Below are 22,845 nucleotides of genomic sequence, written 5' to 3'. Positions count from 1 at the left end.
AACCTCGCACGGCCGCCATCAAAATCTGCAAACGATTCAAAACTCAGCAGCCCTGCTTCGCGCCCTATTTTGCCGCGATGGCAACGGGTGTAGCAGGTGGGTAAACACTGCCAAAATAAAGCGCGTGCAAGTCCATCACTCGCCCCAGAAACATCGCTTGGCGAAACATCATGGCAATGAACAACGAGCAACCGATGGCCAGGTAATAAATGTAGTACGGCCCGAACGCGTAGAATTTTAAATTCCCGGAAAAACTGCCGATACACGCGAGCACGATCAAACCGGTAAGAAGGTTTTGGCACAGTGTCACTTCGGCCATGGCTTTAACCAAGATACGTCCGGCCGTGTCGTTTGCTTGGCTCACCTGATCGATACTCACTGAGACCTGTTTCCAGCGCTGGGTAAACGTGGCCGCGTTTGCCAGGTTCAAGGCCGTACAGAAAGGCGCGCGCTCGAGGATGAATATCGATACAGCGTCCCAGATGACACAAAAACCGGTCAAAACAATGCCTGACACATAACTGAGCAAGATCAGAATGAACAGATCTGCTCCGGAAACCGATGTTTGTGGTTTTTCAGGTGAAAAGCTGATGATGAAATCCATCTTGTACGACAACGTGACCCAGAACGCCATTCCCGGGCACACCCGCGCAATCAGGTCGTAATACGCGCTAGGGATGAAGTTGAGCAGCGAAGACAGCTCGGAGCCCATTTTCTGTTCTTCAGATTTATCCGCCATGGAGAGTACTTCCCTTGCAATGAGCCAGTGACCAGCAATGAATTACTGAATCGTCAACGCCACATGCCCTTTGTTGTTCCCATAACAATTCCACGCGTCGTTGGCATAGGCGTAGAAATACCCCGAGCGCTTCGGCGTGTACGTGCGGCCGTGGCCAATGAGGAAGGTTTCCGGTTTCAGCAGGACGCCTTTGGCGTCGACACCATCGCTGTTGGCGATGGCGCCGACGAGACTGAACCAAGGGTAATTCTCGTGGCGGCGGGTGAAGTAGAAGTTTGCGTCGCTGTTGTTGAACAGCTTGCTGTACCAGGTTTCCAGTTTGCCCAGTGCAGCGCCGGCCACATAGGCCAGTTCACTGGGTTGAAAATGTTTACTCACTGGCCCGTCCGGGTTGCAAACGATCGAGGCGTCCAGCCACTCGCCGCTGGCGCTGAAGGTGTATGGGGTGCCAGCGTTGAGCCACAGGCCGGTTTCGTTCCACGGCTGGCGCGCGGAGATGTCCAGCACCAGCGGGTTAGGCGGTGCCAACAAGCGTGCTTTGCGATAGGGCGATTGGGTGATGGGTGGGATTTTCTGCCGGTCCAGCGCTGATTGGTGGAATAGCGTCGATTGTGTGGTCATGTCGGCCACGCTGCGTGGCTGAGTCGGCAGCACGGTGAACACGCCATCACAGGAGTCGTGCAGGGTGTCGTAGATGTCTGGTTTGATCTGCCCGACAATATCCGGGTCAAAAATCAGTCCGGCCGCGTCCGCCTCATGAATCATCCATTTCAGCGCGCCATCGGCCAGGCCGCAGTGCTGGTAGCCGCCGCCGACGTCTGAATGCACGCCGGGGAACCAGATCTGCTTGAGTGTGGTGCCCTGCGGCGGCTGGCTCCACAGTGTCGGCTGGAACGAGGCCCGGCGTTCGTCCATTGCCAACGCGTGGCGTGCGTGCGTTACCGAGGGGTGCAGCGTGGTGTCGTGGAAGGTGTAGCGTTCTCGATTGTCGAGCAGATTGAGCAGTGCCATGTCGTCGGGGATGCCCAGCGCACCGACGGTGTCCCACACCCCAATGAAATGAATTGGGATCGATGCGTTTGCCGTGTTGTGGAACTGCCAGCCTTGAGCGTCCCAGTCTTTACGGTCCTCGGTTTTACGCCGGTAGCCGTAGGTGAGCAGGGTCTGGATGCGCGTCCAGACCTCGGCGGGTGGTAGCCCGACGATCTGCAACAGTCCGCAGCGGCCGATGAACCCGGCAAGGCTGCGCACCGTGTAGGCGCCGCGGCTGAAGCCGAAGAGGAAGATGGCATCGCCGGGCTGGTAGCAGTAACTGAGCTTCTGGTAGGCGCTCATGATGTTGTTATCAAGGCCGGCACCGGTGCCGCCGCCGACGGCTTTATCCCACCAACTGCCATTGGTGCCGACACCGGGGTGATAGTAGGTAGTTTGCGCTGCGCCCAGTGCGTCGACATCAGCTACGGCGTTGTACAGCCGCACCACGTTGGTGGGGGCGGGGACGCCTTGATCGAGTTGGTCGGGGGTGTTCCAGGTTCCGTCGCAGCAAATCACCAGATTAGTCATGGCAAATCCTTTTTCCCGGCAAACAGGTGCCAGTTCAAGAAGCCCGACGGTGGGTTTTGGCTGCAGGCTGCTAGCGGTACAGGCGTGTCGGGAAGAAAGGGCGCGCTGACCACGGAAAACCAACTGCAAACAAGATTCAAGATCAGCACCGCTTGGGCGTCAAGCGGCGCCGGCTGAAAACATTGACGCTCGCCGGTGGCATCCGGTCGGTAGCGCTCTGCCGCACGGCTCAGGCATGTAGTTGCTAAATTCTGAAGGTCATGGAAGTTGGCTTTGGCCTACTCAGAATTCACCATATTGGCGCTGTGTTCCTCCCCGAGCGGCGTGTATTTTTGTTTTTTGTGGACCCTATTCGAGTACGAACCCACCGTGGTAACAAACGACCTTCTCAGCGTAAAAATCCCGGACAGTAAAATGGCCCAGGAAGTGACGCAGCTCATCCGTGACACCGAAAGCGAGTTGCTGTTTTCCCACTCCACGCGCGTCTATTTCTGGGGCGCTTTGCTCGGTCAACAAAAGGGCCTGACCTTCGACCCAGAGCTGCTTTACGTCGCCGCGATGTTCCACGATCTCGGCCTGACATCGGTGTATCGAGAGAGCCAGTTGCGCTTTGAAGTGGACAGCGCGAACGCCGCGCGCGACTTCCTGCGCAGCCATCATATTTTCGAAGGGGACATAGAGAAAGTCTGGAACGCCGTCGCGCTCCATACGACGCCGGGTATACCGGAACACATGCATTCAGAAATTGCCCTGTTGCAGGCTGGCGCGGGAATGGATGTGGCTGGACGTGGCTTCGAGCAGTTCACCGACGAACAACGTGGAGCGGTCATCGCCCGCTATCCCCGCGGAACCGATTTCGCTCACAAGATGATCGACGAGTTTTATCAGGGGATGAAACATCGTCCTGGCAGCACATTCGGTACGTTTAACGATGATTTCCTGGCGTTCAAGGATCCGGGTTTTAAACGAACAAACCTCTGCAGCGTCATTCTCTGTTCGCATTGGGAGCACTGAGCAACGCGTCATCGTACAACGCGGCGATGATTCAATTCCCAGACATCCTGTCGACACCACCCGCCCATTCACACGGCTAGCGCTCCCACAGCTAGCAGCTTCTCTACGAATATCAAATCTCAATCCGCGCTAAATCCCCAGACAAACGGCCAACTTTCCGATTGACACCCCAACCCTTATCTCGATATAAAAGGCACAGTTGTACGACGACAGACGAGACATCGGCTGTTGAAGCCTAAAAATAAAAAGAGTGTCGGCCCCATCATGAATCCATCTTGCGTACTCATTCCCTCCAGCGTCGCTCCCTCTGGCTTGATGTTGTCTGCTCGCGTGCCCGCGCGATCAGCGTCGTCGCAGTCCATTGTCCCGTCAAAGCGCTACTAGCTCTCGTCCGACAGCATTTTGTTGATCGCAAGAAACGGCTGAACCTGACCAGCCTTGGCGCGGATTCCTCGCGTTTTGGCGATGCTCTACGACACAATTGATCTCGCTTGAAACCGAGAGATCATCACCATAATCCAATAATAAAGTGATGCCATGAATCTGAACGAGCCCATCAATGCGCAACGCGTCGGCCAGGCGGTCGGCAAATACCGCTGGACGATCTGTGCACTGTTGTTTTTTGCCACGACCGTCAACTACCTCGACCGTCAGGTACTGAGTCTGTTGGCGCCGCAGCTGTCGACGCAATTTGGCTGGAGTAACACCGACTACGCCAACATCGCCTCGGTTTTCCAGTTTGTGTATGCGATTTCCATGTTGTTCGCCGGCCGCTTCGTCGACAAGATCGGAACCAAGAAAGCGTACATGTTTGCGATTGGCATCTGGTCCACCGGTGCGGTGATGCACGCCTTTGCAGTGCCAATGGGTGAGGGCATCGGCTTCCTGAGCAGTGCGCTCGGGCTTGCCGTGATTCCGGTGTCCATTGCCGGTTTCATGTTGTCGCGTGCCGTGCTGGCGATTGGTGAAGCGGGTAACTTCCCGATCGCGATCAAGGCCACTGCGGAATACTTCCCTAAGAAGGAACGCTCGTTCGCCACGGGCATCTTCAACTCCGGCGCCAACGTCGGTGCGATCCTGGCGCCGATCTGCGTGCCGCTGATTGCCGGCATTTGGGGTTGGGAAGCCGCGTTCATCGTGATTGGCCTGTTGGGCTTCGTCTGGGTCGCGGTCTGGATCGCACTCTACGAAAAGCCAGAGCAGCAAAAACGTCTGTCGGCCGAGGAACTGGCCTACATCCGTGCCGATGAGCCTGTGCAAGTGGTCACCCCGGAAGTGTCGGGTGTCGCAGCCAAAAAAGTATCGTGGTTCAAACTGCTGACCTACCGCCAGACCTGGGCGTTCGCCTTCGGTAAGTTCATGACGGACGGCGTGTGGTGGTTCTTCCTGTTCTGGCTGCCAACCTATCTGTCGGCGCAATACGAAATGAAGGGTGCGGCCATCGTTGCACCGCTGGCCGTGTTGTACAGCATGACGATGATCGGCAGTATCGGCGGCGGCTGGTTCCCGAGCTACTTCATGGCGCGCGGCGACAAGCCGTATGACGGTCGCATGAAAGCCATGCTGGTGATCGCGCTGTTCCCGTTGGTGGTGTTGCTGGCGCAGCCGCTGGGTTACATCAGCTTCTGGGTGCCGGTGTTGCTGATTGGTGTGGGCGCCTCGGCGCACCAGGCGTGGTCGTGCAACATCTTCACCACCGTGTCTGACATGTTCCCGCAAAAAACCATCGCTTCGGTGGTCGGTATCGGCGGCATGGCCGGTGGTTTGGGCGGTGTGGTGATGACCAAAATCGGTGGTTATGTGTTCGACTACTACAAATCGATCAACGACATTCACACCGGTTACATGATCATGTTCGCCATCTGTTCGCTGGCCTATCTGGTGGCGTGGAGCGTGATGAAAATGCTGGTGCCACGTCACAAGGAAATCACTGACCTGTAAAACAGCGGTCCATGCAGTAGAAAGCCCCGTCCCACATCAGTGGGGCGGGGCTTTTTCGTTTCAGGCATCTGATCCGTATTTTTCCGGGTTATCTGCCTCTGTAATGCACTCAGCGGCAGGCTCACACTGACGGCCTACCGCGTACTCAAAATCTAGGAGGCCTCAAATGGGCAAGATGGCAATTTTCCTTGGTGGATTTCTGGTGTTGACCATTCTGATTGGCGCACTGGCCACCATCTCTCCGACTTAATCCTTTCCTCAAACATCCTCCCGCCAGCGCCGCGCCTGCACCACCAGTGCCGGCGCGAAGTGCAGCACCACCATGCGCACCAGGTGATGGGTCAGGATGAACACCACGTTCAACCCGCCGCTGAAGGCGACGAGGGCGATGGTCTCGATGGCGCCCGGCATGTAGGCCAGCCATAGCGACAACGGGTTGCTGGCCAAAAACTGCCCGGCGACACCGGCGAATGCGGCGGCGATCAGCAGCATCAGGCCGACCGACATCACGGCGGCGCGGCCGTGATGCAGGAGTTCGCCGAAGGATATGTCCTTGAATTTCGAGCCAATCAGCGCGCCGAGCAGCACGGTCGCAAAGTCGACACTCCATGACGGCATGTGAAAGCCCTGCAAGTAGCCGAACTTGAGGTAGACGCCCGTGAACACGATGGCCGTGAGCATGAACGGCGCCGGCACGCCGACGTTCAGCAGCAAGCGCCCGAGCAACAGGCACAAGGCGATCAGCGACAGCAGGGGCAGCGCCATGCTCATGTCCAGCACGCCGCTGTCGGCCGCCGCCACGTTGGTCTGCCCGGGAATGCAGAAGCTGACGAGGAGGGTGATGGCGAGCAGTCGCACCAGATGCACGACGATCACTTTGCTGGACGCGCGTTCGGATTCGAGCAAGTCGAATATCGCCGCGAGCGCGCCGGGGTAGACCGCCAGCAGCGAATCCTTGCGGTTCCATCCAGCGATTTTCAGCAGTGCCAGACCGGCCACCGAGCTTTGCACCATCAAGCAAAACAGCATCAATCCGAGGCTGGGGAGCATGGCCGCGACGGTGTGGCTGTCCCACGCGGTAAACATCAGGCCGGTCGCGATCCCCAGTACGATTTGCACGTAGCCGAGGCCGAAACGCAGGGTAGGGGAGAAGTGCAGGCGACTGGCGATCAACGCCGTTGCCAGAATCGACCCGAGCAACAGACCATGGGGAATGCCGGCGTATTGCATTGCGGCGCCGACGCCGGTGGCGATCAGTAAACAGAACAGGGTTTTCATGAGTCTTCCTTGATCGTGAATGACCGACGCTTCCATCCGGGCCAGGCCTGTTTTCCCATTGAATGGCGTCAAGCGTCAAGAACGATGTTTGACTCGTTGGTCATGTCCGTTAGGCGACATCTGCTGGCTTACTAGCGTTAGTCGGTAATCCGCAGAAGCGTTAGAGTCGAGGCTACGTTCCTGGCAAACCCGGATGCCCCTCGATGACTCGCCCTCGCTTCCTACCCGACAACTTCACCCTGACCCTGATCGGCGTCGTGCTGCTCGCCAGCTTCTTGCCCGCCAGCGGTCAGGTCGCGGTGGGCTTTGGCTGGCTGACCAACATCGCCATCGCGCTGCTGTTTTTCCTGCATGGCGCCAAACTGTCACGCGAGTCGATCATCGCCGGCGCCGGTCACTGGCGCCTGCATTTGTTGGTGTTCAGCCTGACCTTTGTGTTGTTTCCGCTGCTTGGCCTGGCGCTCAAACCGGTGCTGTCGCCGCTGATCGGTGACGATCTGTACATGGGCATGCTCTACCTCTGCGCGCTGCCCGCCACGGTGCAGTCGGCCATTGCGTTCACCTCCCTGGCGCGGGGCAATATTCCGGCGGCGATTTGCAGTGCGGCGGCGTCCAGCCTGTTCGGGATCTTTATCACGCCGTTGTTGGTGACGCTGTTGCTGAATGTGCATGGCGATGGCGGGTCGACGCTTGATGCGATTGTGAAGATCAGCGTGCAACTGCTGCTGCCGTTCATTGCCGGGCAGATTGCGCGGCGCTGGATCGGTGCCTGGGTGGGGCGTAACAAGAGTTGGCTGAAGTTCGTCGATCAGGGCTCGATTCTTCTGGTGGTGTTCGGTGCATTCAGCGAAGCGGTGAACGAGGGCATCTGGCAGCAGATTCCATTGTGGGAACTGGCCGGGCTAGTGGTGGCGTGCTGCGTGTTGCTGGGGCTGGTGTTGGTGGCCTCGACGGTGCTGGGCAAAGCCTTTGGTTTCAATGTGGAAGACCGCATCACCATCCTCTTTTGCGGTTCGAAGAAAAGTCTGGCCACCGGTGTGCCGATGGCCCAGGTGCTGTTCGCCGGCAGCACCATCGGCGTGTTGATCCTGCCGTTGATGCTGTTCCATCAGATTCAGTTGATGGTCTGTGCGGTGCTGGCCCAGCGCTACGCCAAACGCCAGGAATCGGTTGCCGAACTGATGGCGCAAGTAGATCCTTGATCGCCTGATTCCCAAGCGACGTCTGGAGCTGTGCATGAAGGCTGGCGTGATTTCCGATACCCATGGGTTGCTCCGCGCCGAAGCGATTGCGGCGCTGGAGGGCTGTGAACGGATCATCCACGCGGGAGACATCGGCTCCCTCGACATTCTCGATCAACTGGCGTCCATTGCTCCGCTGCAGGTGGTGCGCGGGAACAATGACCTGGGCGAGCCTTGGGCGGCAGATATCGAGGATCTGCTGAGTTTCGAATTGAACGGATGGGGCACGTTGCTGGTGCATGACATCGCCGATGTTCCGGCGTTGCTCGATGCTGACATCAAACTGGTGATTACCGGCCATTCGCATAAACCGCGCATCGAGTGGCGCGGTGAGCGGCTATTCCTCAACCCCGGCAGCGCGGGACGGCGGCGCTTCAAGCTGCCGGTGACGCTGGCGTTGCTTGAGGTGCTTGATACCTCGATGGAACCGCGGCTGATCTCGTTACTGGAATGATCGTTTCTTTATTGCGTACGGCAATCAAAACTGTGGGAGCGGGCTTGCTCGCGAAGGCTGCTTAACATTCAAAAGAAATGTTGAATGTAACGCCGCCTTCGCGAGCAAGCCCGCTCCCACATTTGATCTGTGTTGTGGTGTCGATCAGGGATCAATACCGCTGATATTTCGAACCGAATTCAGGGCGGTTCTCTGCAACCACCACACCACTTCGCACGGCGTTGCTCGGGCTGATCAGCGCGACACGCTCACGCAGTTCCTGCAAGCGATCGGCACCGCCTTCAGCGACACGATTCTGGATCAGGCGATCCGAACCACCTTCCACCAACAGTTGCTGATGCTGGCTGTGGGACATGGCACTGGCGGTATTCGCCGAGGCCAGGTTAGACAGACCGAGACCACCGACCAGTGCCAGACCGAGTGCCAGGGACGAGACTTTCGAGAAGTTGAACATGGTTGATTCTCCGTGCGTTTAGTGTGAGTGGGTCGGTAGCGGCTGCTATCCGGTGATCACAGTTAAACGCTCGGGTGTATCGGTGATGTGTGCTGTAACCCGTCGAAATCGGGGTTTGCGTATCTGTCGCGGGTTCTTATACAGACGGATACAAAACCCGATCAGAATTCGGCACCGAGCAACTCCACCGGGTAGGAGAACACGTAGCCTTCGCTGCGCACGGTCTTTATATAGGTCGGCTCGCGCGAGTCATCGAGCAAGCGTTGGCGCAAGCGGCTCACCAGCAAATCGATGGAGCGATCAAACAGGTCGGCATCGCGGCCTTGGGTCAGGTTGAGCAACTGATCGCGGCTGAGCACCCGTTGCGGGTGATCGAGAAAGACGCGCAGCAAACGGTATTCCGCGCCACTGAGGGCGACCAGGGTGTCGTCTTCATCCAGTAAGTGGCGAGCGGTGGTGTCGAGGCGCCAGCGGCCGAAACCGAGCAGGCGACCGGTTTCAGTGATCAGCAGGTTCGGCGGCAGCATTCGCGTGCGGCGCAATACCGCGTTGATCCGCGCGAGCAACTCGCGGGCGGCGAAGGGTTTGGTCAGGTAATCGTCGGCGCCCATTTCCAGGCCGAGGATGCGATCGGTTTCGTCGTTGCGGGCGGTGAGCATCAGGATCGGCGTGGCTTTGTGCTTGCCGGCGCGCAATTCGCGGCACAGCACCAGGCCGTCATCGCCGGGCATCATCAGGTCCAGCACGATCAGGTCGACCTGGTTGGTTTCCAGGAAATGGCGCATCTGCCGGCCATCGGCAACCACTGTGGTGCGCAGGCCATTCTTCTTCAGGTAATTGCCCACCAGCTCGCGGATCTCGCGATCGTCATCGACAATCAGGATGTGGTTCACGTGCTCCATCGCTCAACCCTCTTGTTATTCGCTGTGAGAATTGTATCGCACTGTATCGCAGGCGCTGTTTGACACCTTACGCCTTAATAACGTGGTGTTGACGACACATGGCAGATACCTCCGGGCGATTAAATGGCTTCCATCGAGACAAGACAACTTGCTTCACCGCCACCGCCTTTCGTCACCCTGAGGAACTGATCATGAACTGGAACACACTCATTGCCGCCAGCTTCTTAGCCGTCCTGAACGGTGCTGCATTCTCGGCCCATGCCGATGATCAAACCACGACCCCGACTGCGGAGCCGGTGGTGGCGAAAGCGCAGTCGCACGATTCGTTCGGTCCGCTGAAGCACGTCAAGGCTGGCTTGTTGAATGTGGCTTACGCCGAGGTGGGGCCCGCCGACGGTCCGGTGGTGATTCTCCTGCACGGTTGGCCCTACGACATTCACAGCTACAGCGAAGTGGCGCCGTTGCTGGCGGCCAAGGGTTACCGGGTGCTGATTCCGTATGCACGGGGCTATGGCGACACGCAGTTCCTGTCGGACAAGACCCTGCGCAACGGCCAGCCTGCTGCGCTGGCCAGTGACGTGATCGACTTCATGGATGCGCTCAAGATCAAACAGGCTGTGCTTGGCGGTTATGACTGGGGCGCGCGTTCGGCAGACATCGTTTCGGCGCTGTGGCCGGAGCGGGTCAAGGCGCTGGTGTCGGTGAGTGGTTATCTGATCGGCAACCAGGCTGCAGGCAAGAACCCGTTGCCGCCCAAGGCTGAATTGCAGTGGTGGTATCAGTTCTATTTCGCGACCGATCGCGGCCAGGCCGGCTACGAAAAAAACCGTCACGACTTTGCCAAGTTGATCTGGCAGACGGCGTCGCCGAAATGGTCTTTCGACGATGCGACCTACGATCGCAGCGCTGCCGCGTTGAACAACCCGGACCATGTCGCGATCACCGTTTTCAACTACCGCTGGCGGTTGGGCATCGTGCAGGGCGAACCGCAATACGAAGCGCTGGAGCAGAAACTGGCCACGGCGCCTTCGATTACGGTGCCGACCATCACGATGGAAGGGGACGCCAACGGCGCACCGCATCCGGCAGCCGAGGATTATGCCAAGCGTTTTACCGGCAAGTATGAGTACCGGTTGATCAACGGCGGCATCGGCCACAACCTGCCGCAGGAAGATCCGCAGGCGTTTGCCAAGGCAGTGATCGACGCTGATCACCTGTAACACGCGCTAGCCTCTGTAGCAGCTGACGAGCAGCGCGAGGCTGCGTCCGGCTGCGAAGCAGTCGTAAATCCTGCTCACGCGGTCTGTCTGAAACACCGCATGTACAGATTTTACGACTGCTTCGCAGCCGGACGCAGCCTCGCGCTGCTCGTCAGCTGCTACAGGGGTTAGCCTGCTCGGGATGGCGGTGTGTCATTCAGCATAAATGTTGACTGACATGGCCTCATCGCGAGCAGGCTCGCTCCCACAGGGTTTCAGGGTGTTAGTCGGGTTGTGGGTTACGCCACGACCTGATAACACGGCACATACGCCGCGCCACCCGGCAATTTCATCCGGTGCTGGGCGACGAACGCTTTGAGCAGTTGGTCCAGTGGACGCATGATCTCGGCATCGCCACGGATCTGATACGGCCCATGCTGCTCAATCAAACGGATGCCCTTGTCCTTGACGTTGCCGGCGACAATGCCGGAGAACGCACGGCGCAGGTTGGCCGCCAGTTCGTGGGCTGGCAGTGTCCGGCTCAGCTTCAGGTTGGCCATGTTTTCGTGGGTCGGGTCGAACGGGCGCTGAAAGCCTTCGTCGATCTTCAGCAGCCAGTTGAAGTGGAACGCGTCATTGCGCTCGCGGCGGAACTGTTTGACCGCTTTGAGGCCCTGGGTCATCTGCCGTGCGACTTCCGCCGGATCATCGATGATGATCTCGTAATGCTTCTTCGCCGCGTCGCCCAGTGTGGCGCCGACGAACGCGTCCAGTTGCTCCAGGTACGGTGCGGCATGCTTGGGCCCGGTGAGGACGACAGGGAAGGGCAGGCCGTCGTTGTCCGGGTGCATCAGGATGCCGAGCAGGTACAGGAACTCTTCGGCCGTGCCCGCGCCACCCGGGAAAATGATGATGCCGTGGCCGACACGCACGAACGCTTCCAGGCGTTTTTCGATGTCCGGCAGGATCACCAGCTCATTGACGATCGGGTTCGGCGCTTCGGCGGCGATGATCCCCGGCTCAGTCAGGCCCAGGTAACGACCGCCGTGGATACGCTGCTTGGCGTGGGCGATGGTCGCGCCTTTCATCGGGCCTTTCATCACGCCGGGGCCGCAACCGGTGCAGATGTCGAGGCTGCGCAGGCCCAGTTCGTGGCCGACTTTCTTGGTGTATTTGTATTCTTCGGTGTTGATCGAGTGACCGCCCCAGCAGACCACGATCTTCGGCTCGACGCCGGGGCGCAGGGTGCGGGCGTTGCGCAGCAGGTGGAACACGTAGTCGCTGATGCCCTGAGAGGTGCTCAGGTCGATGCGCTGGCTGTCGAGTTCGTTTTCCGTGTAGACGATGTCACGCAGGGCGCTGAACAGCATTTCACGGGTGCTGGCGATCATTTCGCCGTCGACGAAGGCGTCGGCCGGGGCGTTCAGCAGCTCCAGGCGTACGCCGCGGTCTTGCTGGTGGATGCGGATTTCAAAATCTTTGTAGGCTTCGAGGATGGTCTTGGCGTTATCGACATGGGCGCCGGTGTTGAGGATGGCCAGGGCGCACTGGCGGAAGATGTTGTAGGTGCTGCCGGAACCGGCTTCGCTCAGTTGTTGGACTTCGCGTTGGGAAAGGGTTTCCAGGCTGCCTTTAGGGCTGACCGAGGCGTTGATTACTTGTCGTTGGGTCATTCAGTGATCCTTAAAACGATGTCACTCACCGAGCCGCGCGAATGGCATCCGAATAGTGTGTATCCATGGATGAAGATGGCACGAACTGCGCTATACCGCCATGTCCCCCGTTTGACATGAAAAGATGAAAAGGAGCCCCAGCATAGCTAAATCCCTCGCAGAGGCGATAATGCCTGGCTTTCTTTTTGTCTCTGCTCCCAAGGAAACCTGTTGCGATGTTCGAAATCCAGCCGCAGAACGCTCAAACCTATCGACAACAGACACGCCGCAGTACGGTGATTATTGCCCTGATGTTCCTCGCGTTGGCGATGGGGCTGTCCACGGCGGCGGTGGCGTTGTTCGGTGAACCCGGCGGCGACAACCTGCGCTATAACGTCGGCGGCGTGTTTGTCGCGGTGTTGCTGATGGTGGCGCTGATGCGCGGCAAGTTCTGGAACCAGCCGTGGATGGCCGCAGCGGTCTACGGCTGGCAGCTCAAACGCAGCCTGATGAGCGTCACCAACATCATGCATCAGGTCACCGCAGCGGTGGCGACCGGTGATCCAGTGGCCATGAAACTGCTGCGCTTCTACCACCTGGGCCTGCACCAGATGCACGAGCTGGACGCCAACTCCAGCGACCACAGCCAACTGGTTCGCGAGATGGATCAGCACAAGGCGCGGATGGAGGAACTGGGCATCGACACTGACCAGACCCGTCTGGATCCAGCCTGGCTTGAGGCGGTGAAACAGGCGTCGAAATAAGGTTTGCCGACACAAACCCATCACGGGGCCGGCAAATCACCTATTGTGATTCTGATGCGGCATCTAAAGGGCGAACAGGAAAAATCGCCCTGTCATAACGAATCAGGGACTGTCATGGGGAATCCGTCCATCAAAGATCCGATTGCAAACCCGCGTCCTGCCACGCCTTGGGTGCCCGGCCAGATTGAGTCACGGCTCAAGGTCCGCTATGCAGTGGTGCTGCTCGCCGCGGTGTGCCTGTCGATGACCGCGATCGTGTTCTGGGAAGCCTGGAACTCGCGCCAGTACCATTTGCAGGACAAAGAAGTGGCCATGTCCAACCTGGCGCAGACCCTGGCCTCGCAGGCGCAGGCGTCGATCAAACAGGCCGATACGCTGCTGTTTGCCCTGGTGGACCGCCTCGAAAACGAGGGCGCCGGCCCGCAGCAACTGCCCCGGTTGCAACGATTGCTCCGCGCTGAGCGCGATGAGCTCAAGCAGCTGCATGGCCTGTTTGTCTACGACGAACAAGGGCGCTGGATCGCCAACTCCAATGGCGCAGAGGTGCCCAACGCCAACAATTCCGACCGTGAATATTTCATCTACCATCGTGACCATCCCGACCGTGGCCCGCACATCGGTCGCTCGATAAAAAGTCGTTCGAGCGGTGAATGGGTCATGACCGTGTCACGCCGGATCAATTATCCGGATGGCCGATTTGCCGGGGTGGCGCTGGCCTCGATTTATCTCAGCCATTTCCTGGCGCTGTACGACAGCATCGACATGGGCCAGAACGGGGTGATCAACCTGATTGCCGATGACGCCAGCATTGTGGTGCGTCGGCCGTTCAAAGAGGCTGACATTGGCATCAGCGTGGCCAAGGGGCCGCTGTTCACCCAACTGTTGCCCCAAGGCGATTCCGGCACGGCCACCGTCAAGTCATTTGTGGACGGTGTGGAGCGGGTGGTCGGGTTTCGGCGGGTCACCGGCTATCCGCTGATCATCTTTGCCGCGCTGGACAAAGAGGAAGTCCTGGCCAGTTGGCGCAAAGAGACGGCGCTGAGCGCGGGGATCGTGTTGTCGCTACTGCTGTTTCTGGGCGTGCTCGGTTACCGCCTCATTTACTTCATGAAGCAGCAACATCACTTCCAGCGCGTGTTGCTCGACGGTCAGGAAAAGCTCATCGAGGTCAATCGCAGCCTTGAACTGCTGGCCTTGGAGGACGCACTGACCGGGCTGTCCAACCGGCGTCAGTTCGACCTGTTTATCCTCGCGGAAATGGGCCGCGCCCGGCGCACCCAGACCCACCTCGCGATGCTGATGATCGATGTCGATCACTTCAAGAGCTTCAATGACCGATACGGTCATGTCGCCGGCGACGAGTGTTTGCGCCGGATCAGCGCGATCATCAAGGACAACATCAAGCGCCCCGGCGACCTTGCCGCCCGTTATGGCGGCGAAGAGTTCACCGTGGTGCTGCCCGGCACGGACTATGTCGGCGCGTTCCTGGTGGCGGAAAAAATTCGTCACGCCGTCCTGCAAGCGGACATCGAACACCTCGACAGCGCGGAAGGCAGGGTGACGGTCAGCGTCGGCGTTTGCGCCTACAACACGGCCTCGCAGGACCAGCCCAACGATGTGGTCACCGCAGCGGACAAGGCCTTGTATGTGGCCAAGTCCAGCGGACGCAACATGAGCGTGATTGCCAACTGAGGTCAGACAAACCGGTCGCTGCCCTGAACCAGTTGGGTGGACAGGTACGACTGCTTGAGTTTTTCCAGCCACCAGCCCAATGCGCGACCGTCATGATCGCCGCGCCAGCCGGCGTACAGAATGTTCGGTTCGCGCGGGTCGGCCATTTGTTTTTCGACCAACGTGCCGTTTTTCAGCAATGAGTTCACCCGATGCCGGGGCAGCCAGCCGACGCCCAGGCCAGCGCATTGAGCGAGGACTTTGGCGCGCATGGTCGGCACGGCGAGTACCGGTTGGCCGCCCGACACGCCGTAGGTGCTGCCCTCGGTGACCCGCGACGAGTCAGCCACGACAATCGCCCGGTGCTGCGCGACCATGGCTCGGGAAATCGGCTCTTTGGCCTTGGCCAGCGGGTGTTTCGGTGAAACCGCGAACACCCATTCCATTTCCCCCAGTTGCATCCAGCGCAGGGTCGGGATCGCTGGCGGCTCGTTGGTGGCGCCGATGATCAAGTCCGCACGGCCTTCACGCAGGGCTTCCCAAACGCCTTTGAGTACCTCGTGAGTGATGCGCAGCGGCACGCCGGATTCCAGCGCGTCGAACTCGTGGATCACCGGAATCAAGGCTTCGAACTCGAGCAGTTCGTCGGTGACAATCCAGAGTCGGCTTTCCCAGCCGTTGGCCACTTGCTGCACCCGCTGGGTCAGGCGGGACACGTCCTGCATCAACCGCGCCGCCTCGTTCACCAGCAACTCACCGGCCGGGGTGAGTTGCAAGCGGTAGCGACGGCGGTCGAAGAGCAGGGCGTCGAAGCGCTCTTCCAGTTGTCGCGCGGCGTAGGACACGGTCGACGGCGCCTTGCCCAGGTGCGCAGCGGCCCGCGACAGACTGCCGGTCTCGCGGATGGCCTGGAGCAATGACAGGTCTTCAATCGACAGCATGGGTTCATCCTCGGCGTTTGTGTCAGGCGGCCCGGCGCAGTTTCCACTGCCTGAACAACCGAAGATAGACCAGCACGTTGATCGCCAACACCACGCTGCCCAGCGCCAATTGAATCGCGGGTGTCAGACCGGCCGGGTAAATCACTGGCCAGACGTAATACTCGATAAAACCACCGCCGTAGCCGGTTTGCCCGGCGGCCTGGCGCATGAGGTTTTCCCACTGGGTCAGCGGGCAGGTCAGGTGCAAGACCTCGACCATCACGCCCCACGCAGCGGCGGGCAGGTGAGCCCAGATCAGCGGCCGCCATTTGAGCACCAGCAGCCCGCCGAACAGCACGAACAGAATGAACAGCAGATGAAACAGCACCAGCCCGTCGGCGGCGATCCGGTAAAGCATGTCGACTCCCTGACCTGATTAGGTGGATCGCTTCATGGTACTCGGACGTCTCCCGGTGTTCAGCGCAAATCCGCGAACTCGGCGCGCATCCGCCCGTTGTGTTTGGCGCGATAGAGCAACTTGTCGACCTGCTCGATGAAGTCGACCGCCGTCGCTTGCAGCGGCGCGACCGTGGTGCCGACGCCCAGGCTCACGCTCAACAGGGGCGATACCGGAGAAAACTCATGGGTAATCTGTTGCTGGCGAATCAGGTGCAGGCATTTGCGCGCCACCAGCCGTGCCGACTCGGCATCGGTTTCCGGGAGCAGCCAGACAAACTCTTCGCCGCCGATCCGGGCGATGAAATCACGCGGTCGATTGGCCGCCAGCGACAACGTCTGGGCCACCTGGCGCAGGCATTCGTCACCCTTGATGTGGCCGTAGTGGTCGTTGTATTGCTTGAAGTAGTCGATGTCGAGGATCAGCAACGACAGCGGCAAACCGCTGCGCTGGGCATGGCCCCATTCGCGTTCCATGACGGTGTCGAACATACGCCGGTTGGCGATACCGGTGAGGCCGTCCTGGAACGAATACTCTTCAAGTTGCTTCTGCAGCCGGCTCAGGTGTTCTTCGGTTTTCTTGCGTTCGCTGATGTCGAACATGAAGCCCACCAGCGCTTCCACTTCATCGTCCTTGCGCACCACGTGCACCACGTCGCGAATCCACACGTAGTCGCCCTGTTGGGTCAGCGCCCGATAATCCGCCTCGTGATCGACCCCGGCGCGCGATTGCGAGACGCAGAATTCCACCACGTAATCCCGATCGTCCGGGTGCATGCGCTCGACCCAGTCGTTGACCGTCATCCAACTGTCCTGCTTCCAGCCCAGCAACGCCTCGATCTGCGGGCCGATGTAGCTGAACGTCATGGTTTTCCAGTCGATCCGCCAAGGAATTGCATTGGTTGACTCAAGCAGGGTTTTATAGACATCGCTATCGGGTTCGACTGAGCTCATGCAGGGCCTGGCCTCAAGAAAATATGCAGCGCCATCATGTTGCTACTATCGGGGCGAATCAAGCGCCCGGCCGATGAACGGAGCCCCTTCGCCGTACGGGCTATGACGCAAGTGCGCAAGATTGTTCAAGCCATCCGCCGCGACTGCTGGCACAGTCTCGGGTCTTTCACCGGTTGTAGGGCGTTATGACGAATTCAATCATGCCGCGCAGTGCCTTTCTGCGCGGCGCCGCAGCGATCGTGCCGCTGTCCCTGGCCACCGCGCCTTGGGGCTTGCTGGCCGGATCCATGGCCATCGAGGCCAACCTCACGCCGCTGCAAGGGCAGGGCTTGTCGAGCATTGTGTTTGCCGGGGCCGCACAGTTGGTCGCCATCGGCATGCTCAAGGGCGGTGCCGGGGTCTTTTCGATTCTGCTGACCACGTTGCTGCTGACCTCGCAGCATCTGCTGTATGGCATGAGCATGCGTTCGGTGATTTCGCCGTTGCCGGGGCGTTGGCGCGTGGGGTTGGGCTTTTTGCTCACCGACGAGTTGTTTGCGCTGACCAGTCAGCATGACAAACAGCAATTCAATCGCTGGTACGCGCTGGGCGTCGGGCTGACGTTTTATGTCGCCTGGAACCTGTTCACCCTGGCGGGCATCGTGCTGGGCAGCAACATTCCGGGGCTCGAACATCTGGGCCTGGACTTCTCCATCGTCGCCACTTTCATCGCCTTGATTACCCCAGTGGTGCGCAACGTGCCCACGGTGGTGTGCGTCGCGGTGTCGTTGTTCTGTTCGGTGCTGTTCAGCTACTGGCAATGGGGCTCGGCGCTGGTGCTGTCCGGGTTGGTGGGCATGACCGCTGGTTTTATCTGCAACAAACTTTATCTGGGGCGTGCAGCATGATGGTGTGGGCGGTGATTTTCGGAATGGGTGTGTTGGTGTTTCTCAACCGTTACGTGTTTCTCGAACCGCGGCTGCCAGTGCGCTTGAGCAGCAACGCCCGGCAGTTCCTCGGTTTTGCCGTGCCAGGCATGTTGACCGCGATCTGTGGGCCGATCGTGTTCATGCCCGACAAGCAGCTCAATCTGCACTGGGACAACCCGTACCTGATCAGTTCGCTGGTGGCGGTGGGGCTGGTGCTTTACACCCGCAACACCTTGCTCAGCATGCTCCTGAGCATGGGGTTTTTCTTTTTGCTGCGTTGGTGGCTCTGAGTCGAACGCTCGAATGTGTTCTACGCTTAATGGGTCCCTTCACTGGAAGAGAGGTGCGCATGGCCAACGATCAAAAACATCCGGATTTTGAAAATGAGGATGAACCCACGGAAGAAGAGATCAAGCGGCAGGAACGTTCGCGGCAGGACTGGAAGCACCCCGACGACGGTAAAGAACTGTCAGACCGCGACGTAGAGCGTCCGCTGAAGCCCTGAAATACACCACGACTCGTGTAGCAGCTGACGAGCAGCGCGAGGCTGCGTTCGGCTGCGAAGCAGTCGTAAATCCTGCTGACGCGGTCTATCTGAAACACCGCATGCGCCGATTTTACGACTGCTACGCACTCGGACGCAGGCTTCGCCAGCTGCTACAGGGTTGTGTGGTTGCCTGTCAGATCGCCTCGTTCCAGCGAATTTGGGTGATGCCCAGTTGCGTGGCGGTCAACCGCGCGGCGTCGAGGGTGGCGTGTGCGGCGATCTTTCGCCCGGACTGCGGATAGGCATGGGCGGACGCCGAATAAATCGCGTCGACATCCGAAAACTGTTCGGCCAGTTTAAAAAAGTGCTGACCAACGCCTTCGAACAAATAGTGCACGGCGTAGGGGACGAGTTCGCTCATGTTTTGCTCCTGAGGTCAGCCTTGGGCTTGGGCTCAGCAGTGAAACGGGGAATTCAGGGAAATCTGCTGTACAAGCGGTGTGCAGAAATAAGGAATCTGAAAAGAAGGAGGCCCGCAGGCCTCTACTACTGAGAGTGCAACGAAGTCCGGTTCGTTCAGTTCTTATGCTGAACGGCACCGGGCCTCATTTCAAAGGTCTTCCAACGACGGAAAATCCGGGTGGGAAGCCCGATAGCCCAATTTCCTGTCGATCCATGCATTCAACTCATTGACCATGACCGGCGGGGTGCCGGCGTAGGTGGCGAGGGTCGAACGCAGGATGTCATTGATATTGGGGATAGAACGCAGGTTCCGGGTCTTTATGTATTGCCCGATAAAGCAGTCAAGTTGATAGCGTTCTGTCATGGACAGGTACACACACTCCAGGCTGCTGACTTGATTAATTACAAGATCGTCGCGCAACTTAGTTCTCTGCAAGGCTTGTTGATTTTTAAGGATTTCCTTCTTTGTTGACTCTTTGGTCAACTGGGCAATGCCACGGGAAATGCGGCGCGCATCCTAACTTTAGTGTTACGGAATGTATGTACGATAAAGACATTGTCGGACAAGCGGTTGAGGCTCGATCTCAAATACTCGCAGCATGTGTTTCGGATATGAAACAGTCTGTGTAACGTCCATGCATTGAAGTTATTTAACGATAACTTCCTGTATATACAGGACTGTCCAACTGGTCAGTCCTGAATAAGCTTATCAATCAACGTGCAAGACTGGTTTCTGACGTTGCCGACCGCTTTGTCGACCCTGTACCACTCGAACATTTCACTGGTTTCCCCCTGCAGCAGCACCATCTGTTCGGCGCGTTCTTTCGGCGTGGCCGGGTCGAGCCATTCCCGCGCCAGTTCCGGCGACAACACCACCGGCCGCCGGTCATGAATGTCGAGCATGCCACCGACGCTGTCCGCCGTGATGATGACAAAACCGTCGTCGCCGCGCGGTTCATTGCCAGCGCCCGGGAACTGGCCAATGGCGGCGCAGTAACTTGGTGCGCCGTCCTGTCGGCGAATCAACCATGGCTGGCGCGTCGAATCACCCGCATCAACCCACTCGAACCAGTTGTCGATCGGCACAATCGCCCGGTGCGGCCAGATCGCCCGGAAGAACGGGCCGTGCGCGACTTTTTCAACCCGCGCGTTGATCGGCGCCGCGCGATCCTTCGCCCAGTGCGGGCGCCAACCCCAGCGCACCGGATCGGCGTGCAGCCCGTCAGGCTCAAAATGCAACAGAGCCAATTGAGTGGTGGGCGCCGCGTTATAGCGGGCTAAGGGCTCATCCCCGACGTGATTGATCATCGCGTCGGGAATGCTCAACACGGCAACGAAATCGTGAATGCCACGGTACTGCGACAGACGTCCACACATCGGCTGAACCTGCGGTTGGAAAGCGCTGACGGGAATGTTCAGCTTAGCTTTCGGATCACCCGTGCGTTGGGTGGGCGGGTCGCGGAACCAAACACTGTGTACCCTGATCAAACCTCGGCCCGCGTAACTGGCGGGCCGGCGAAGGAAGAGCGGGCGAAGGATTTCTGCCATTCATAGTGTTGACCGTCATGGTCTGGCCCAAGGCAAAACATGAAGCAGCTGTTCAAGATTTTCTGCGCACTCGCCATTGCCATCGGGCTGGCAGGCTGCATTTCGGCCCCCATCGAACTGACCCCTCAGACGGAACAACGTCTACAGGCCCAGGCGCCCATTCGTTTTCTGTTGACCTTCGACGATGGCCCCAGCGCTTCGAGTTTCTGGAACCCCACCGCGACAGTGCTCGACAGCCTGAAAGACAACCCTCTACAGCCCAACATCAAAGCAGTGTTTTTCGTGCAGACCGGCGCACCACGGGCCGGCGACAGTGATATCGGGCGCGAGCTCATGCACCGCGAACATGCAGAAGGGCAGGTGTTGGGATTTCACACGGCCACCCATTGGCACACCAATCACCGCTCGCTGAGCCCGGAAGCACTGGAGCAGTCGCTGAGCAAAGGCAGTGCCGACATCGCGGCCATTACCGGCGCGCCGCCGACCCTGGTGCGCCCGCCATTCTGGAACTACGACAAACGAGTCTTCGCGGCCTATCAAAAGCACGGCATGCATGTGCTGCTGACCGATTTAAGCGCCAACGACGGCAAGATCTGGGGCTTCAACGCCAGCCCCCGGCGTCGGTCGCATATGCTGCGATCAATGTCTGAAGTGCGTGAGCGCATCGCCCAGGGCGAGTTTCCGACCGTGGACGGGGTGATTCCGGTGGTGGTGACCTTCCACGACCTCAACCGCTACACCGCCCGGCATGCGCGCGAATACCTGCAAATCCTGATCGACAGCGCCAAGGCCACGGGCGTGCCATTAGCAGACAAACCGTTTTATGACGATCACGATGCCGTGCTGCGCGCGGCCATGGCGCGCACCATCAAGGACAGTTCCCAGCCAGTCGAGCTGCCGGGGTTCTGGAACTGGTTCTGGGACCGCAACTCCCATTAAAACCTCGCCAATATGCGAGGCAGGTATCACTTTTGTTCAGTATTGGCCGCGGCGGAAAGCAAAAAGCCCATCTATTCTGATCAGGATGATTTCCACCAACCGCCACGGAGGCGACAGCGATGGTTCCCATTTCAGTCCTTTGCAGCATTGTGGAATCTGGCTTCGAGCCACTTTCTTGCGATTGCTCGGTGAGTGCCGACGGGTTACTGCGCATCAAAGTATTTGACCGCGCCACTGGGCGTATAGATTTGTTGATCAACGGCGTATCTCCCGCCGAGTTGACCACGATCCGCGCGATCTCCGATCTAGTGGGCGAATTGCGCGTCGAGATGAGCGCCGGCCGCCGGGCGTTTGCCGGCTGACGGTCAGGCCTGCGGTTGCAGCTCTTCGATCATCTTCAAGCAATGATTCAACCCCGGTGACACATCACCCACCCTCCGACTGAGAATGATCGGCGAGGTGGCGTTGTCTTCCAGCAGCGGGGTAAAGCCGATGTCGTCGCGGTGCAGCAATTGCACCGAGGCCGGCACCAGCGTGACGCCGATCCCGGCCCCCACAAGACCGATGGCCGTTTGCAGTTCGTTGGTCCATTGCGCCACGTGAATGCTCACGCCATAGGACTCGAACAGTGCAATCACATGGTCGGCATAGCTCGGGCGCGGATTGCCGGGGTACAGCACAAAGGGTTCCTTGGCCAATTCGCGCAGGCTGATCGGCCCAGCCAGCAGGGGATGGCCGGCGGGCAGGGCAGCGACCAGACGATCTTCGGTGAGCACCGTCTGGATGATCGCCGGATCGTCAATGCGAATGCGCCCGAAGCCAATATCGATGCGCCCGGCCTTGAGCGCCTGCACTTGTTGCAGCGTGGTCATTTCCGACAGCCCCAGTTCAAGCTCCAGAGGCTCGCCGCTGCGCAGGCGGCGGATCAGTTCCGGCAGCACGCCGTACAGGGTCGAAGGCGCGAAGCCGATGCCCAGCCAGGTCTTTTCCCCCAGGCCGATCCGCCGCGTGTTGTCGCAGACCTTGTTCAGTTGTTCGAGCAGGGAGGTGCAGTGTTCATGGAAAAACCGCCCGGCCTCGGTCAGTTTCAGCGGCCGGCCACGCTCCAGCAGCAACACACCGAGTTCGTCTTCCAATTGCTGGATCTGCCGGCTCAAGGGCGGTTGGGCGATGTGCAGCAGCTCGGCGGCGCGGGTGAAATTGAGGGTTTGAGCCAACACCTGAAAATACCGCAGGTGACGCAGTTCCATGGAGCCTCCGAACGTCAGTCGTTTGCATACCTTTAAGGTATCAAGTCAG

The 22,845-nt window shown here is 59.1% G+C and carries 25 protein-coding genes; 12 read left to right on the top strand and 13 right to left on the bottom strand.

Translation table 11 applies throughout. From position 1 onward, the window contains the following. Nucleotides 1–64 precede the first annotated feature (64 nt). Nucleotides 65–739, bottom strand: a complete 675-nt coding sequence (locus BK660_RS02665) for a hypothetical protein (RefSeq protein WP_123431950.1) — start codon at nt 737–739, stop codon at nt 65–67. A 42-nt stretch (nt 740–781) separates the two neighbouring features. After that, entirely contained in the window at nt 782–2,302 is a 1,521-nt protein-coding gene (locus tag BK660_RS02660) for a DUF2235 domain-containing protein (RefSeq protein WP_123431949.1), read from the bottom strand. Between the two features lie 273 nt (nt 2,303–2,575). On the opposite strand from BK660_RS02660, the gene BK660_RS02655 reads away from it, so the two are divergent. Then, entirely contained in the window at nt 2,576–3,316 is a 741-nt protein-coding gene (locus BK660_RS02655; RefSeq protein WP_259698467.1) for an HD domain-containing protein, read from the top strand. A gap of 537 nt (nt 3,317–3,853) precedes the next feature. Then, nucleotides 3,854–5,257 carry an MFS transporter gene (locus BK660_RS02650; RefSeq protein WP_123431948.1) on the top strand — a complete coding sequence of 468 codons (1,404 nt, stop codon included), beginning with the start codon at nt 3,854–3,856 and terminating at the stop codon, nt 5,255–5,257. Between the two features lie 258 nt (nt 5,258–5,515). On the opposite strand, the gene BK660_RS02645 is transcribed toward BK660_RS02650, so the two are convergent. Beyond that, nucleotides 5,516–6,535: an AbrB family transcriptional regulator gene (locus BK660_RS02645; protein ID WP_123431947.1), complete on the bottom strand. Its 1,020-nt coding sequence runs from the start codon at nt 6,533–6,535 to the stop codon at nt 5,516–5,518. A gap of 203 nt (nt 6,536–6,738) precedes the next feature. Here BK660_RS02645 and BK660_RS02640 point away from each other — a divergent pair, with 203 nt between their 5' ends. Beyond that, nucleotides 6,739–7,737, top strand: a complete 999-nt coding sequence (locus BK660_RS02640) for a bile acid:sodium symporter family protein (protein WP_123431946.1) — start codon at nt 6,739–6,741, stop codon at nt 7,735–7,737. Nucleotides 7,738–7,771: 34 nt separating this feature from the next. After that, entirely contained in the window at nt 7,772–8,230 is a 459-nt protein-coding gene (locus tag BK660_RS02635; protein WP_123431945.1) for a metallophosphoesterase family protein, read from the top strand. A gap of 151 nt (nt 8,231–8,381) precedes the next feature. Here the strand turns inward: BK660_RS02635 and BK660_RS02625 are convergent, their stop codons facing one another. Beyond that, nucleotides 8,382–8,684 (bottom strand): phage infection protein, encoded by a 303-nt coding sequence (locus BK660_RS02625; RefSeq protein ID WP_123431944.1) that lies wholly within the window; start codon nt 8,682–8,684, stop codon nt 8,382–8,384. A gap of 161 nt (nt 8,685–8,845) precedes the next feature. Further along, on the bottom strand, nt 8,846–9,586 hold the full coding sequence (locus BK660_RS02620; RefSeq protein WP_123431943.1) for a response regulator: 741 nt from the start codon (nt 9,584–9,586) through the stop codon (nt 8,846–8,848). Nucleotides 9,587–9,777: 191 nt separating this feature from the next. On the opposite strand from BK660_RS02620, the gene BK660_RS02615 reads away from it, so the two are divergent. Further along, nucleotides 9,778–10,806: an alpha/beta fold hydrolase gene (locus BK660_RS02615; RefSeq protein ID WP_123431942.1), complete on the top strand. Its 1,029-nt coding sequence runs from the start codon at nt 9,778–9,780 to the stop codon at nt 10,804–10,806. A gap of 278 nt (nt 10,807–11,084) precedes the next feature. On the opposite strand, the gene ppnN is transcribed toward BK660_RS02615, so the two are convergent. After that, entirely contained in the window at nt 11,085–12,458 is a 1,374-nt protein-coding gene (ppnN, locus tag BK660_RS02610) for a nucleotide 5'-monophosphate nucleosidase PpnN (protein ID WP_123431941.1), read from the bottom strand. 215 nt (nt 12,459–12,673) lie between these two features. On the opposite strand from ppnN, the gene BK660_RS02605 reads away from it, so the two are divergent. After that, the gene (locus tag BK660_RS02605) at nt 12,674–13,201 is read left to right on the top strand and encodes a DUF3087 domain-containing protein (protein ID WP_123431940.1); all 528 of its coding nucleotides are present in this window, start codon (nt 12,674–12,676) and stop codon (nt 13,199–13,201) included. Nucleotides 13,202–13,315: 114 nt separating this feature from the next. Next, entirely contained in the window at nt 13,316–14,893 is a 1,578-nt protein-coding gene (locus BK660_RS02600) for a sensor domain-containing diguanylate cyclase (protein WP_123431939.1), read from the top strand. A 2-nt stretch (nt 14,894–14,895) separates the two neighbouring features. On the opposite strand, the gene BK660_RS02595 is transcribed toward BK660_RS02600, so the two are convergent. From BK660_RS02595 to BK660_RS02585, 3 genes are read right to left on the bottom strand one after another with little or no spacing between them, the layout of a single operon-like run. Then, nucleotides 14,896–15,813: a LysR family transcriptional regulator gene (locus BK660_RS02595; RefSeq protein ID WP_123431938.1), complete on the bottom strand. Its 918-nt coding sequence runs from the start codon at nt 15,811–15,813 to the stop codon at nt 14,896–14,898. Nucleotides 15,814–15,835: 22 nt separating this feature from the next. Continuing rightward, a complete protein-coding gene (locus tag BK660_RS02590) occupies nt 15,836–16,210 on the bottom strand; it encodes a DUF2784 domain-containing protein (RefSeq protein WP_123431937.1) in 375 nt (124 codons plus the stop codon). 59 nt (nt 16,211–16,269) lie between these two features. Continuing rightward, nucleotides 16,270–17,202 (bottom strand): sensor domain-containing diguanylate cyclase, encoded by a 933-nt coding sequence (locus tag BK660_RS02585; RefSeq protein ID WP_123431936.1) that lies wholly within the window; start codon nt 17,200–17,202, stop codon nt 16,270–16,272. 185 nt (nt 17,203–17,387) lie between these two features. Here BK660_RS02585 and BK660_RS02580 point away from each other — a divergent pair, with 185 nt between their 5' ends. Genes BK660_RS02580 through BK660_RS32535 form a run of 3 tightly spaced genes read left to right on the top strand, consistent with a single transcriptional unit; the run spans nt 17,388 to nt 18,615 of the window. Next, nucleotides 17,388–18,089: an AzlC family ABC transporter permease gene (locus BK660_RS02580; protein ID WP_123431935.1), complete on the top strand. Its 702-nt coding sequence runs from the start codon at nt 17,388–17,390 to the stop codon at nt 18,087–18,089. Further along, on the top strand, nt 18,089–18,400 hold the full coding sequence (locus BK660_RS02575) for an AzlD domain-containing protein (protein ID WP_185044989.1): 312 nt from the start codon (nt 18,089–18,091) through the stop codon (nt 18,398–18,400). The genes BK660_RS02580 and BK660_RS02575 overlap by 1 nt, the downstream gene beginning before the upstream one ends. A gap of 59 nt (nt 18,401–18,459) precedes the next feature. Further along, the gene (locus tag BK660_RS32535) at nt 18,460–18,615 is read left to right on the top strand and encodes a hypothetical protein (protein WP_185044939.1); all 156 of its coding nucleotides are present in this window, start codon (nt 18,460–18,462) and stop codon (nt 18,613–18,615) included. A gap of 175 nt (nt 18,616–18,790) precedes the next feature. Here BK660_RS32535 and BK660_RS02570 read toward each other — a convergent pair whose 3' ends face one another. From BK660_RS02570 to BK660_RS02560, 3 genes are all read right to left on the bottom strand, one after another. Then, nucleotides 18,791–19,018 (bottom strand): DUF6555 family protein, encoded by a 228-nt coding sequence (locus BK660_RS02570; RefSeq protein WP_123431933.1) that lies wholly within the window; start codon nt 19,016–19,018, stop codon nt 18,791–18,793. Between the two features lie 189 nt (nt 19,019–19,207). After that, the gene (locus BK660_RS02565) at nt 19,208–19,480 is read right to left on the bottom strand and encodes a hypothetical protein (RefSeq protein ID WP_027923616.1); all 273 of its coding nucleotides are present in this window, start codon (nt 19,478–19,480) and stop codon (nt 19,208–19,210) included. A 269-nt stretch (nt 19,481–19,749) separates the two neighbouring features. Then, a complete protein-coding gene (locus BK660_RS02560; protein ID WP_123431932.1) occupies nt 19,750–20,436 on the bottom strand; it encodes an SOS response-associated peptidase in 687 nt (228 codons plus the stop codon). Nucleotides 20,437–20,646: 210 nt separating this feature from the next. Here BK660_RS02560 and BK660_RS02555 point away from each other — a divergent pair, with 210 nt between their 5' ends. Together BK660_RS02555 and BK660_RS02550 are read left to right on the top strand one after the other, a co-directional pair. Then, the gene (locus tag BK660_RS02555) at nt 20,647–21,546 is read left to right on the top strand and encodes a polysaccharide deacetylase family protein (protein ID WP_123431931.1); all 900 of its coding nucleotides are present in this window, start codon (nt 20,647–20,649) and stop codon (nt 21,544–21,546) included. Between the two features lie 119 nt (nt 21,547–21,665). Next, complete coding sequence (locus tag BK660_RS02550; RefSeq protein ID WP_123431930.1) at nt 21,666–21,908, top strand: DUF1652 domain-containing protein; 243 nt, start codon at nt 21,666–21,668, stop codon at nt 21,906–21,908. A gap of 3 nt (nt 21,909–21,911) precedes the next feature. Here BK660_RS02550 and BK660_RS02545 read toward each other — a convergent pair whose 3' ends face one another. Continuing rightward, the gene (locus BK660_RS02545; protein ID WP_123431929.1) at nt 21,912–22,796 is read right to left on the bottom strand and encodes a LysR family transcriptional regulator; all 885 of its coding nucleotides are present in this window, start codon (nt 22,794–22,796) and stop codon (nt 21,912–21,914) included. Nucleotides 22,797–22,845: the final 49 nt, after the last annotated feature.

The organism is Pseudomonas brassicacearum, assembly GCF_003732265.1.
Classification (GTDB): domain Bacteria; phylum Pseudomonadota; class Gammaproteobacteria; order Pseudomonadales; family Pseudomonadaceae; genus Aquipseudomonas; species Aquipseudomonas brassicacearum_D.
Note: the sequence above shows the minus strand (reverse complement) of the source record. Positions and strands in the feature narration are given on the sequence as shown.

What these genes read in the sequence shown, in the direction of transcription:
- BK660_RS02665 (WP_123431950.1), bottom strand. Translation starts at nt 739, where the DNA reads ATGGCGGATAAATCTGAAGAACAGAAAATGGGCTCCGAGCTGTCTTCG.
- BK660_RS02660 (WP_123431949.1), bottom strand. Translation starts at nt 2,302, where the DNA reads ATGACTAATCTGGTGATTTGCTGCGACGGAACCTGGAACACCCCCGAC.
- BK660_RS02650 (WP_123431948.1), top strand. Translation starts at nt 3,854, where the DNA reads ATGAATCTGAACGAGCCCATCAATGCGCAACGCGTCGGCCAGGCGGTC.
- BK660_RS02645 (WP_123431947.1), bottom strand. Translation starts at nt 6,535, where the DNA reads ATGAAAACCCTGTTCTGTTTACTGATCGCCACCGGCGTCGGCGCCGCA.
- BK660_RS02640 (WP_123431946.1), top strand. Translation starts at nt 6,739, where the DNA reads ATGACTCGCCCTCGCTTCCTACCCGACAACTTCACCCTGACCCTGATC.
- BK660_RS02635 (WP_123431945.1), top strand. Translation starts at nt 7,772, where the DNA reads ATGAAGGCTGGCGTGATTTCCGATACCCATGGGTTGCTCCGCGCCGAA.
- BK660_RS02625 (WP_123431944.1), bottom strand. Translation starts at nt 8,684, where the DNA reads ATGTTCAACTTCTCGAAAGTCTCGTCCCTGGCACTCGGTCTGGCACTG.
- BK660_RS02620 (WP_123431943.1), bottom strand. Translation starts at nt 9,586, where the DNA reads ATGGAGCACGTGAACCACATCCTGATTGTCGATGACGATCGCGAGATC.
- BK660_RS02615 (WP_123431942.1), top strand. Translation starts at nt 9,778, where the DNA reads ATGAACTGGAACACACTCATTGCCGCCAGCTTCTTAGCCGTCCTGAAC.
- ppnN (WP_123431941.1), bottom strand. Translation starts at nt 12,458, where the DNA reads ATGACCCAACGACAAGTAATCAACGCCTCGGTCAGCCCTAAAGGCAGC.
- BK660_RS02605 (WP_123431940.1), top strand. Translation starts at nt 12,674, where the DNA reads ATGTTCGAAATCCAGCCGCAGAACGCTCAAACCTATCGACAACAGACA.
- BK660_RS02600 (WP_123431939.1), top strand. Translation starts at nt 13,316, where the DNA reads ATGGGGAATCCGTCCATCAAAGATCCGATTGCAAACCCGCGTCCTGCC.
- BK660_RS02595 (WP_123431938.1), bottom strand. Translation starts at nt 15,813, where the DNA reads ATGCTGTCGATTGAAGACCTGTCATTGCTCCAGGCCATCCGCGAGACC.
- BK660_RS02590 (WP_123431937.1), bottom strand. Translation starts at nt 16,210, where the DNA reads ATGCTTTACCGGATCGCCGCCGACGGGCTGGTGCTGTTTCATCTGCTG.
- BK660_RS02585 (WP_123431936.1), bottom strand. Translation starts at nt 17,202, where the DNA reads ATGAGCTCAGTCGAACCCGATAGCGATGTCTATAAAACCCTGCTTGAG.
- BK660_RS02580 (WP_123431935.1), top strand. Translation starts at nt 17,388, where the DNA reads ATGACGAATTCAATCATGCCGCGCAGTGCCTTTCTGCGCGGCGCCGCA.
- BK660_RS02575 (WP_185044989.1), top strand. Translation starts at nt 18,089, where the DNA reads ATGGTGTGGGCGGTGATTTTCGGAATGGGTGTGTTGGTGTTTCTCAAC.
- BK660_RS32535 (WP_185044939.1), top strand. Translation starts at nt 18,460, where the DNA reads ATGGCCAACGATCAAAAACATCCGGATTTTGAAAATGAGGATGAACCC.
- BK660_RS02570 (WP_123431933.1), bottom strand. Translation starts at nt 19,018, where the DNA reads ATGAGCGAACTCGTCCCCTACGCCGTGCACTATTTGTTCGAAGGCGTT.
- BK660_RS02560 (WP_123431932.1), bottom strand. Translation starts at nt 20,436, where the DNA reads ATGTGTGGACGTCTGTCGCAGTACCGTGGCATTCACGATTTCGTTGCC.
- BK660_RS02555 (WP_123431931.1), top strand. Translation starts at nt 20,647, where the DNA reads ATGAAGCAGCTGTTCAAGATTTTCTGCGCACTCGCCATTGCCATCGGG.
- BK660_RS02550 (WP_123431930.1), top strand. Translation starts at nt 21,666, where the DNA reads ATGGTTCCCATTTCAGTCCTTTGCAGCATTGTGGAATCTGGCTTCGAG.
- BK660_RS02545 (WP_123431929.1), bottom strand. Translation starts at nt 22,796, where the DNA reads ATGGAACTGCGTCACCTGCGGTATTTTCAGGTGTTGGCTCAAACCCTC.